We start from the raw sequence: 10,332 nt of genomic DNA on the forward strand, positions 1-10,332 counted from the left end.
ACGGTAGTTCATGCCCGCCGCCGCGCCCACGCCCAGCAGCGTGCGGTCATTGCCCGGCGTGCTGACCTGGAATGCCCCCACGCTCGGACCGAACCCAGCGGACAGGCCGTCGCCCAGCGGCACCGTGTAGCGCGGCGACACCTCGAACCCGGTCACCGACGTGCCGTTCTTGTTCGAGTGCGTGAGATTCAGGTGGCTGCGGATGCGCTGGTCCGGCGTCTGCACCAGGCCGCAGTTGAAGTTCAGATCCAGACCCCAGGCGTTGGCGTTCGGGCCGGTGCCGGGGCCGATGCGGCTGCCGGTCAGGGCCAGCGAGGCGTCGGGCTTCCAGGCCGGGTCGTTGAAGGCGGGCAGCCACTGCCAGCCGCCAGCGGCGTGGGCGGCTGGTGCGGTCAGGGCGGCGAGTGCCAGCGCCAGGGTGGAAGCGGCGAGTGCGGATGTTCTTTGCATGGTGTGCTGTTCGGGAGTCCAGGGAAATCTGTCCGACTATAGGTGCACCGTGCAGTTCCCCTGGTGATCCAGGTCACTCAGCCGGCCTTCAGATTCAGGACGCACCGCAACCCGTCCGGCTCGGCATCTTCAATGCACGTGCCGGTGGTGCGCGTCCGGGAAATGCGCATGGGCATGGGTGAGCGGCTCGTGGCGGTGCCAGTGGGTGTGGCGCTCGCCAGGCGGGGTGTCTGCACCGTGGGTGTGCTGGTGGTGGATGTCGTGGAGGTGGGCGTGGCGGTGTTCGAGTGGCGCGTGGGTGTGGAGATGGCCGTGCTGCTCGGTGACGTGCAGCCAGACGCCCAGCGCCATCAGCGCCCCGCCCAGCAGCAGCGGGGCCGTGACCGGCTCGCCCAGCAGTGCCACCGACAGCGCCGCCCCGAAGAACGGTGCGACCGAGAAATACGCGCCCGTGCGCGCCGTGCCGAGCGTGCGCAGCGCCAGCACGAACAGCACCAGGCTGACCCCATAGGCCAGCAGCCCGAGCAACCCCGCTGACGCGACCACGCCCAGGCCCGGCCATGCTGCACCGCTCTGCCACGCCAGCAGCAAGTTCACGCCACCCGCCGCCAGTCCCTTGGCCATCGCGATGAACGAGGCGTCCGACAGCGACACCTGGCGCGTCAGGTTGTTGTCCACGGCCCAGCACAGGCAGGCGCCCAGCACCAGCGCCGCCGGTCCGATCCCTCCGAACCCTGGCGCATGGCCCCCCGCCAGCACGACCGCCCCGGCCACGATCGCCGCCATGCCGAGCACGATGCGCCGGTCCGCGTTCTCGCGGAACACCACCCAGGCGATCACCGCCGTCAGCACCGCCTCGGCGTTGAGCAGCAGCGACGCGCCGGACGCCGGCATCTGTGCCAGCCCCTGCATCAGCAGCACCGGGGCGGCCACGCCACCCGAGAGGGTCGCCAGTGCCAGCCAGCGCGCTTCGCCCTTGGGCATGCGCACGGCGGGTGCGCGCGTGACGAGCCGCCACAGCAGCAGGCCGAGGCCCGAGCCGGCGTAGAGCAGGCCAGCCATCAGCCACGGGGAGGACTGCGCGAGCAGCAGCTTGGCGAGCGGGGCGCTGGCGCCGAAGAGGGCGGCGGCGGCGAGGGCCTGGAGGATGGCGAAATCGGTCATGGGCAGACATCCTATGTCGGACCGGAAGCGCCGGTGGCCTCTCCTCTGCATTGTCCCGGCCGGGTGTCCAGCCGGTCACAATGCCGACCCCGATCGCCAGGACTGCTGCCGTGTCTGCTTCTCGCCCCACTTCCGCCGATTTTCTCCACCACCACCGTGTCACCACCCGCTGGACCGACAACGACTGCTACGGCCACGTCAACAACGCCATCTACTACCAGTACTTCGACAGCGTCATCAACGCCTGGCTGATCGCCGAGGGCCAGCTCGACATCCACCGTGGCGAGGTGGTCGGCTTCATCGTCCGCTCGGAGTGCGACTTCTTCGCCCCGGTCGCCTACCCGGGCGAGGTGGACATCGGCGTGGCAGTGGTCAGGCTCGGCCATTCGTCCGTCACCTACGAGACCGGTCTGTTCAAGCCCGACGAGCCGGATGCCTGTGCGGTCGGTCGCATGGTGCATGTGTTCGTGGACACCGCGACGCAGCGCCCGGTGGCCATTCCAGCGTCGATCCGCACGGCGCTGGCGCGGCTTGTTCGGCCCAGCTGAGGCCGGGATGCTCGCGCGCCTGCTGCGGTGGATCGGGCTGGCCTGCGCGCTGGGCGTGGCCGGCTGGCTGGGCTGGTGTGTCCGGCAAGGGCTGGGGCCCGGCCTCATGCTGGGTCCGGTGCTGGCGCTGCTGGGCCTGAACGCACTGGCGCTCGGGCTGGAGCAGGCGATGGCGGCGGCGCTCCATGGCCGCGATCCTGCGCCGCGGCCGCGCGCGGCGGCACGGTGGCAGGCCTGGGCGCGCGAGTTGCGGGCGTCGACCCTGGCGTTCGGCTGGGCGATGCCGTTCGCCAGCCAGCGCTGGCCGGACACCGCGACCGGGCCGGGGACGGGCGGGCGCGGTGTGCTGCTGGTCCACGGCTACCTGTGCAACCGTGGCTTCTGGAACCCGTGGTATCCGCGGCTGCAGGCGCAGGGTGTGCCCGTTGTCGGGGTGAGCCTGGAGCCGGTGTTCGGCTCGATCGACGATTACGCGGACCAGATCGACGCCGCGCTGTTGCAACTCCAGCGCGCCACGGGCCAGGCGCCGCTGGTCGTCTGCCACAGCATGGGGGGCTTGGTGCTGCGGGCGTGGCGGCGGTCGCGGCTGGAGCAAGGCGCGTCCGCCGAAGCCACGGACGCGCGCGTCCACCACGTTCTGACCATCGGCACCCCGCACCGAGGCACCTGGCTCGCCCGCTTCGGGCAGCGCCCCAACTCGATCCAGATGCGCCGGAACAGCCCGTGGCTGCAGGCGCTGGCCGCCAGCGAATCGCCGGCGTGGCGGGCGCGCTTCACCTGCGTCTGGAGCGCATGCGACAACGTGGTGTTCCCGCCGTGCTGCGCGACGCTGGATGGTGCGGCGTCCGTCCACCAGCCCGGCCGCGCGCACCAGGACTTGCTGGACGACCCGGACGTCTTCACGCTGGCGATCGCCTGGCGCGGATCCGGGTCAACGTGAGTTCCTGCCAGACGTTGTTCCAGGAGACGTTCATGTCGTGATGGGATTTCTGATGCTGATGCGCAATGTGGTTCGGGCCGGCTCGCTGGTGTGGCTGGTGGTGGCGACGACGGGGTGCTGCGTGCTGTCACCGGTGCTGAGCGTCTGCGCGCCGGGTGGAGGGTATGGTGGGTACGGAGGAGGCCACGGTGGTGGGCACCACCACCTGCTCGGCGCCGCGCCGCAGCCGGTGTCCGATGTCGCTGCCGTGGCCTCGGTCGAGACCGTGGCGCTGTCGTCGATGTATGTGGCGGCAGACGCCGATGCGGCGCCGGTCGGGCGCTGAGCGCGCTCAGTCCGCGTCGGGCAGCAGCCGTGTCACCGCGGCGCTGGCCAGTTCGCTGATGCGCATCAGGATGTCGGTGCCCATCTCGGGCGTGTAGCGCGTCGGGTCGGGCGAGCCGAGCACCAGCATGCCGAACGCTGGCGCCGAATAGCCGCGCCGCAGCGGCAGCAGCGCCAGCGACGCGACCGCCGACGGATGGCCGAGCCAGCGCACCGCCTCGAAGGTGGTGTTGGCGCCGCAATAGGGTGTGCGCAGGCTGGAGGCCAAGCGTTTCAGTTCTGGTCCGACGCTGCGCGCCACGGGCTCGTCGGCAAACGCGGGTGCCACGTCCCACAGCCGCATGGCGGCCTGCGGAATCCGGAACTGCTCCTGCAGGTCCACCACCAGCATGTCGGGCAGATCGCGCGGATCATTGACCAGCATCAGCGCGCAGATCCACTGGTGCAGCCGGTCGGTCAGCGCGGCGTTGTCCTGGCCGTGGCGGATCATGTCCATCAGCCGGCGCTCCAGGCCGCGGATGCGCTCGCGCAGCATCTCCATCTGGCGCTGCTGCAGCGACACCGCCCGCGGGCCGTGCGGATTGGCCAGCTCGACGTGCGCCAGCAGTTCGGCGTGGCGCTCGAAAAAGCCCGGCGTGCGCGCCAAGTAGCTGGCGATGTCGATTTCGGAAAGGCCCTGCGTGCTCATGGGCAGCAGGGTAGCGCAGGGTTTTCGGGTAATCCTGAGGAAAAGCCGGTCAGGGACCGGCCTTCATTGCCGCAATCCAGCGATCCGCAAATCTCAGTCCGGGAACGCCACGGTGCCTTCGAACACCGTCACCGCCGGCCCGGTCATGCGCACGCTGTGGCCGACGCCGTCCCAGGCGATGGTGAGCCGTCCGCCGCGGGTGTCCACGTCGACCACCGCATCCAGCCAGCCCAGCCGGATGCCGGCGACCACTGCCGCGCATGCCCCGGTCCCGCAGGCCAGCGTTTCGCCCGCACCGCGCTCGTGCACGCGCAACCGGATGTGTCCGCGGTCGACGACCTGCAGGAACCCGGCGTTGACCTTGCGCGGGAAGGTCGCATGCGCCTCGACCCAGGGGCCGACGGTGGCGACCGGCGCGCTGTCCACGTCCTCGACCCGCTGCACGGCGTGTGGATTGCCCATCGACACAGCCGCGACTTCGACCACCTGCATCGGATCCGCCGGATTCGTCAGCGGCCAGAGTTCGAAGCCGTTGACCAGCCGGGGCACCAGCCCGTTCGGATCGAACGGGATCTGCGCTGCCTCGAAGATCGGCTGGTTCATGTCCACGGTGATGCGTCCGTCGGCGGTCATCTCCAGCACGATGCGGTTGTTCATCGTCTCGACGCGCACCGTGTCGCGGTCGGTCAGCCCGTGGTCGCGCACGTAGCGCAGGAAGCAGCGCGCGCCGTTGCCGCAGTGCTCCACCTCCTCGCCGGTCGCGCCGTTGAAGATCCGGTAGCGGAAGTCGGCGTCGGCGGCGCGGGCCGGCTCGACCACGAGGATCTGGTCCGCGCCGATGCCGAAGCGCCGGTCGCCGATGAAGCGCAGGTCGGCTTCGCTCAGGTCGAGCGGCGCGCGGGTGGCATCCAGCACGACGAAGTCGTTGCCGAGGCCGTGCATCTTGGTGAAGGAGAGGGGCGGGCGGGTGGTCATGGGGCAATTATCGCGGGGGCGGGTCAGGGGACAAACTCCATCTGCGCGCCACGGGCCACGTCGCGCATCAGGCGGATGCAGCCCGCCCGTGGTTCGATCGACCAGTGGCATGCTTTCCACGCGGCGCAGCAGGCCGACAGCGGGTGCAAACAGCGTGTAGCAATCATGGTCGTAATGCTGTGCCGATCGGTAGACCAACCCGGCGTAGCCATGGCGAGCTGCATCGCTGGCCAGTTCCTGCGTGCAGGCGAATCGCAGCGAGGTCAGCACCGGCCACTTCGGGGTGTGCGGACGCAGATCCAGCAGCGTGACCGGCTCGGTCAGTTGTACCCAGAGCAGACTGCGCGATTGCAGATCTCCCATCGAGAGGGCGTTGGCCTCCCGCCGCGCGAGGGTTTCATAGGCTGCCGTTTCCGGCTCTTCCGCGAAGTACCCGACGGGGGCCGTGGGCAGATCGAACCGGCCGGTCAGCAGCCCGGTCGGCGGCAGGCGGACCGCGCCGATGACCACGGTGGACGCAGTTCGGCGCGTGCGCTGGATGCGGTACATCGAATGCAGCCGCGGGAGGGTGTGTTCCTGGCAGTAGGTGAGGTCGCTCAGTTTCATGCGGAAAGGTCGCGGTTCACGCGCCTTCCGCCTGGGCCACGGCGAGCACGCGCTCGGCCTGACCCTGTTCCAGTGCCTGCCGCGGCGTCAGTCCTTCGAGGCCGCCGTGCGGTGTCTCGAAGAAGTTCAGCAGTGCCCAGCCTTCGTGCAATCCCAGTGCCTGACCGATGACGGGCAGGTGGTCCCAGATGACCGGCTCGAACTGCCAGCGCGGCACCTTGAAGCCACGCTTGGTCTGCGTCAGCCCGATGCAGCGGCCCTTGTTGATCCAGGCGTTGACGGTCACACGACTCGTGCCGAGCAGGGCGGCGGCTTCGTCGGTGGTCATCATGTCGGCCTGATCAAGACGGCGCGTGTGCTTCGGCGTGGAATGGCGGAAGACGTCGGGGTTTCAGTCGTGTGGGGTTTCATGGCGGGGATGACTGAGGTGCCGTGTGTCATGGCGCGTTGCGGCCGTTGACTTTGGTCTGACTGAAGAAGCCACGCGAGGTATTGCGATGAGCGTGCCGGAGTCCGTTGTCTCCGCGTGGAAGTGCATGCTTTTGCTGCGTGCTCGCGAGCAGCAAAAGCATGGGTGTCTTAACTGCTTTTCGATAACCTTCATCGGCATCTGCCTCTGCGGCACTTGGTCCGCAGATCACGTTCCTGGCGTATTCCAAGTACGCGGAACGCATCTTTTCGTATGCAGTCGAGCTTGAATACAAGCATGTGCTACTTCCCTTTGGAACGAGAGTTCGTCAATCTCGTTAAGTTGGGAAGTGTGGCGCTTTATGCCGTAGCGCTACCGGGATGCGCCATCCTTGCGCAGCAACGCCTCCGTGTACCGCAGAAACTCCCCCAGATGCCGCGTGATCACCGCCACCGTGATCGGCAGTTGCAGCGCCTGGTAGTCATGCACCGCGACATCGCGGAAGCCGACCATGCGCTTGAGGTCGGCGGCCAGTTCTGACTCGATCCAGCCGGCATGGGCGAGCAGCTCGAACACGTCCCGCGAACTCTGTGGCACGCCCAGCCGCTCGCGCCGGATGAGGTGCTGGCCCATGTCGAGCGCGGCTTCGCAGGCGCGCTGCACGTTGAGGATCGCCGCGTCCTGCCGGGTGTAGTCGGTGGCGAAGGTGGTCGGGTCGCGGTTGTATTCCTGCTGCGCGCGGGCCACGCAGCGTTCGATTGTGGCGGCCTTGTTGACCAGGATGTCATCGGGCATGGATGCGTCCTTCTCGGGCGATGTCGGCCATCAGCGGGGCGCGGAGGCTGTCCAGATCGGTCTTGTGGCTGAGCATGGAGGCTTCCCACATGCCGGCCTGGACGTCACGGGTCCACCAGCGTGTTCCGTGGGCCAGCACCTGGTACTGCATGACCGTTGACGCAGCACGCAGATCGACCAGATCCACCGGACATCCCGCGACATCGCTCAGATCGCCCGCCAGTTCCCACAGCATGACCGGATCGGCGTAACTCGGCAGGAGCACGGCCAGATCGAGGTCACTGTCGGGGCCGGCCGTGCCCTGGACCTGGCTGCCGAAGGCATAGACCGCCATCAGCGTGGGCAGCGCCTGTCGCAGCCGATCGACCAGCACCTCGGACGGGATGAGCAGGGGCGTTGTCATGGTGCGGACAATGGCATGCCGGCGCGGATTGATCAATACAACCCCGTCTCCCCAGGCGGCCGCGTCTTGAACCGCTTGTGCACCCACAGGTACTGCTCCGGCATCTGGCGCACCTCCTCCTCGATCCAGCGGTTGATGCGCGCCGTGTCGGCCTCGGCATCGGCGGTGGGGAAATCGGGCCAGGGGTCGAGCACGCGCAGGCGCCAGCCGGCCCCCCCCGGCAGCATCTCGCCGACCACCGGCTGCACCACCATGTTCAGCAGGTGGGCCATGCGCGATGGCGCCAGCAGCGTCGCCGCCGGGATGCCGAAGAAGGGCACGAAGGCCGCGTCCCGTGCGCCGAAATCCATGTCCGGCAGGTTGAAGAAGGCGTCTCCGCGCTTGATCGCTCGCATCAGCGCCCGTGCCCCTTCATGGCGCGCATAGACCTCGACCCCGCCGAAGCGCAGCCGGCCGCGGCGCACGGCGGCGTCGAAGACCGGGTTGCTCTGCGCCTGATAGATCGAGCCGGCGTGGCGCGTCTGGTTGAGCAGCAGGCCGATGCCGACCGCGTCCAGCGCCAGGAAGTGCGGCACCAGCCACATCACCGGGCGGTCGCTGCGCTCGGCGAGTTTCACGTCGCCGTCGACGTGGATCAATCGATCGAGCCGCTCCCGCGAGGCGTACCAGAGCACGCCGCGCTCCAGGAAGCTGCGGCCCAGCCAGCCGAAGTGGGCGCGGGCGATGGCCTCGCGCTCGGCGATCGGTTGTTCGGGCATGCAGAGTTCGAGGTTGCGCAGCGCGATGCGCCGGCGCGACTTGCCGAACTTCCACAGCAGCGCGCCCAGCCCCAGGCCGAGTCGGTGCTGGGCGCCCATCGGCAGCCAGTGCAGCAGCCACAGCAGGGCCAGTACCGCGTGGGCGCCAGCGCGAGAGAAGAACGATTTCATGCGGGGTCGGAGGGCGTCGGGGCAGGGGTGTCGATCGGGCGAGGCGCCTTGTAGCGGTGGTAGCCCCAGAGGTATTGGCCGGGATTCTGGCGGATCAGTGTTTCCATCGCACGGTTGATCACCCCCGCGCCGAGCACCGCCAGCTGGTCGGCGTCCGACTCGACCCGGACGTCGGGCAGCGGCTCGGCCGGCGGGCTGACGCGGATCACGAAGCCCCGCCCCGCCGGCAACCGCTCGCAGCCCAGCAGCAGCCAGTTCGCGCCGGTCTGCGCCACCAGCCGGGTTGCCAGGGTCATCGTGTAGGCGTCGCGGCCGAAGAACGGCGCCCACACGCCCATGCCCTCGGGTGGCACCTGGTCCGGCAGCAGGCCGATCGTGCCGCCCTTGCGCAGCGCACGGATCATCTGGCGCACCCCGGCGAGCGTGGCGGGCGCCATCTCCAGACCGGCCCGGTTGCGCGACTGCGCCACCAGATCGCGCAGCCAGGCCTTGCGGGCCGGGCGGTACAGCGCCGTCATCGGGTGCTGTGCGCCGAAGCGCTCGGCGTAGGCCTGCCCGATGATCTCGAAACAGCCGAGGTGCGGCGTCAGCATCACCAGCCCGCGGCCCTGTTCCAGCGTCGCCTCCAGCAGCTCGACGCCTTCCCAGTGCACCAGATCGCCCAGGCGCTCGTCCGGGCCGCGGCTCCACAGCCAGGGCAGCTCCGCCACCATGCGCCCGGCCGAGGCGATCGCCGGCCGCGCGGCCGACCACGGCACACCGGCCTGCGCCACGTGGTCGCGCAGGCGGTGGCGGTAGGTCGGCGAGCCGAGATAGGCCAGCCAACCCAGCAGCGTGCCGATGGCGTGGAGCAGAGGCAGGGGCGTGCGTGCGCCCACTCGGAACAGGGTTGAAATCACGTGGCTGAGGGCAGGACTAGAATTGAAAGTTCGCCGAGTTAAGGAACAACTTGCGGGGCGACGGGCCGGAGCCGACCACACAGCGTCGATTCAGGCACGCTTCTTTCAGATTTCTCAATGAGATGCGCTGAAGTTGAAAAAAACCGCTAAAGCGTTCGCCGCAGGCTCCCGAATAGCACGGCGACACGCCCCGATCAGCTTGTCCGACTTCAGGAGTTTATAAGTGGCGAACGATTTCCTCTTCACATCCGAATCCGTCTCGGAAGGTCACCCCGACAAGGTGGCCGACCAGATCTCCGACGCGATCCTCGACGCGATCTTCGAACAGGACCCGCGCAGCCGCGTGGCCGCCGAGACGCTCTGCAACACCGGCCTCGTCGTGCTGGCCGGCGAGATCACCACCAACGCGCACGTGGACTACATCCAGGTGGCCCGCGACACCATCAAGCGCATCGGCTACGACAACACCGAGTACGGCATCGACTACAAGGGCTGCGCGGTGCTGGTGGCCTACGACAAGCAGTCGAACGACATCGCACAGGGCGTGGACCATGCGTCCGACGACCACCTGAACACCGGCGCCGGCGACCAGGGCCTGATGTTCGGCTACGCCTGCGACGAGACGCCGGAGCTGATGCCCGCGCCGATCTACTACGCCCACCGCCTCGTCGAGCGCCAGGCCCAGCTGCGCAAGGACGGCCGCATGCCCTTCCTGCGCCCGGACGCCAAGGGCCAGGTGACGATGCGCTACGTCGACGGCAAGCCACACTCGATCGACACCGTGGTGCTGTCCACCCAGCACGACCCGGACCAGAGCGCGACGCAGACGACGATGAAGGCCTCGTTCATCGAGGCGATCCGCGAGGAGCTGATCAAGCCGGTGCTGCCCAAGGAGTGGATCACCGCGGACACCAAGTTCCTGATCAACCCGACCGGGCGCTTCGTCATCGGCGGCCCGCAAGGCGACTGCGGTCTGACGGGCCGCAAGATCATCGTCGACACCTACGGCGGTGCGTGTCCGCACGGCGGCGGCGCGTTCTCGGGCAAGGATCCGACCAAGGTGGACCGCTCGGCAGCGTACGCGGCGCGTTATGTGGCCAAGAACATCGTGGCGGCGGGGCTGGCCAAGCAGTGCCAGATCCAGGTGGCGTACGCGATCGGCGTGGCGCGGCCGATGAACGTGACGGTCTACACCGAAGGCA

At 68.7% G+C, this 10,332-nt stretch carries 13 protein-coding genes and 1 pseudogene; 4 read left to right on the top strand and 10 right to left on the bottom strand.

Annotated elements, in window-relative coordinates:
• Nucleotides 1–450, bottom strand: a 450-nt coding sequence (locus AB3X43_RS06810; protein ID WP_369429105.1) for a hypothetical protein, incomplete at its 3' end; no start/stop codon positions are given.
• Nucleotides 451–579: 129 nt separating this feature from the next.
• Nucleotides 580–1,614 (bottom strand): DMT family transporter, encoded by a 1,035-nt coding sequence (locus AB3X43_RS06815; RefSeq protein ID WP_369429106.1) that lies wholly within the window; start codon nt 1,612–1,614, stop codon nt 580–582.
• A gap of 110 nt (nt 1,615–1,724) precedes the next feature.
• On the opposite strand from AB3X43_RS06815, the gene AB3X43_RS06820 reads away from it, so the two are divergent.
• The 3 genes from AB3X43_RS06820 to AB3X43_RS06830 are packed head-to-tail and all read left to right on the top strand — an operon-like array spanning nt 1,725 to nt 3,427.
• Entirely contained in the window at nt 1,725–2,162 is a 438-nt protein-coding gene (locus AB3X43_RS06820) for an acyl-CoA thioesterase (protein WP_369429107.1), read from the top strand.
• A gap of 7 nt (nt 2,163–2,169) precedes the next feature.
• Nucleotides 2,170–3,102: an esterase/lipase family protein gene (locus AB3X43_RS06825; protein WP_369429108.1), complete on the top strand. Its 933-nt coding sequence runs from the start codon at nt 2,170–2,172 to the stop codon at nt 3,100–3,102.
• A 40-nt stretch (nt 3,103–3,142) separates the two neighbouring features.
• Entirely contained in the window at nt 3,143–3,427 is a 285-nt protein-coding gene (locus AB3X43_RS06830; RefSeq protein ID WP_369429109.1) for a hypothetical protein, read from the top strand.
• A 6-nt stretch (nt 3,428–3,433) separates the two neighbouring features.
• Here the strand turns inward: AB3X43_RS06830 and AB3X43_RS06835 are convergent, their stop codons facing one another.
• The 8 genes and pseudogenes from AB3X43_RS06835 to AB3X43_RS06870 all read right to left on the bottom strand — a co-directional run bounded on the left by AB3X43_RS06835 (nt 3,434) and on the right by AB3X43_RS06870 (nt 9,127).
• Nucleotides 3,434–4,114 carry a DUF484 family protein gene (locus AB3X43_RS06835; RefSeq protein WP_369429110.1) on the bottom strand — a complete coding sequence of 227 codons (681 nt, stop codon included), beginning with the start codon at nt 4,112–4,114 and terminating at the stop codon, nt 3,434–3,436.
• A 93-nt stretch (nt 4,115–4,207) separates the two neighbouring features.
• Complete coding sequence (gene dapF, locus AB3X43_RS06840; protein WP_369429116.1) at nt 4,208–5,089, bottom strand: diaminopimelate epimerase; 882 nt, start codon at nt 5,087–5,089, stop codon at nt 4,208–4,210.
• Between the two features lie 129 nt (nt 5,090–5,218).
• Nucleotides 5,219–5,695 (bottom strand): annotated as a pseudogene (locus tag AB3X43_RS06845) (RES family NAD+ phosphorylase); the annotation flags it as partial.
• 16 nt (nt 5,696–5,711) lie between these two features.
• Nucleotides 5,712–6,023, bottom strand: a complete 312-nt coding sequence (locus AB3X43_RS06850) for a helix-turn-helix domain-containing protein (RefSeq protein ID WP_369429111.1) — start codon at nt 6,021–6,023, stop codon at nt 5,712–5,714.
• A 453-nt stretch (nt 6,024–6,476) separates the two neighbouring features.
• Nucleotides 6,477–6,899, bottom strand: a complete 423-nt coding sequence (gene hepT / locus AB3X43_RS06855; RefSeq protein WP_369429112.1) for a type VII toxin-antitoxin system HepT family RNase toxin — start codon at nt 6,897–6,899, stop codon at nt 6,477–6,479.
• A complete protein-coding gene (mntA, locus tag AB3X43_RS06860) occupies nt 6,889–7,302 on the bottom strand; it encodes a type VII toxin-antitoxin system MntA family adenylyltransferase antitoxin (protein ID WP_369429113.1) in 414 nt (137 codons plus the stop codon). The genes hepT and mntA overlap by 11 nt, the downstream gene beginning before the upstream one ends.
• A 32-nt stretch (nt 7,303–7,334) precedes the next feature.
• Nucleotides 7,335–8,231, bottom strand: coding sequence for an LpxL/LpxP family acyltransferase (locus AB3X43_RS06865; RefSeq protein WP_369429114.1), 897 nt, complete (start codon nt 8,229–8,231; stop codon nt 7,335–7,337).
• Nucleotides 8,228–9,127, bottom strand: a complete 900-nt coding sequence (locus AB3X43_RS06870) for a lysophospholipid acyltransferase family protein (RefSeq protein ID WP_369429117.1) — start codon at nt 9,125–9,127, stop codon at nt 8,228–8,230. Before AB3X43_RS06870 ends, AB3X43_RS06865 begins: the two co-directional genes overlap by 4 nt.
• A 226-nt stretch (nt 9,128–9,353) precedes the next feature.
• Here AB3X43_RS06870 and metK point away from each other — a divergent pair.
• The coding region (gene metK / locus AB3X43_RS06875; RefSeq protein WP_369429115.1) for a methionine adenosyltransferase at nt 9,354–10,332 on the top strand (979 nt) is incomplete at its 3' end.

This window comes from Sphaerotilus sp. (assembly GCF_041083715.1).
Classification (GTDB): domain Bacteria; phylum Pseudomonadota; class Gammaproteobacteria; order Burkholderiales; family Burkholderiaceae_C; genus Sphaerotilus.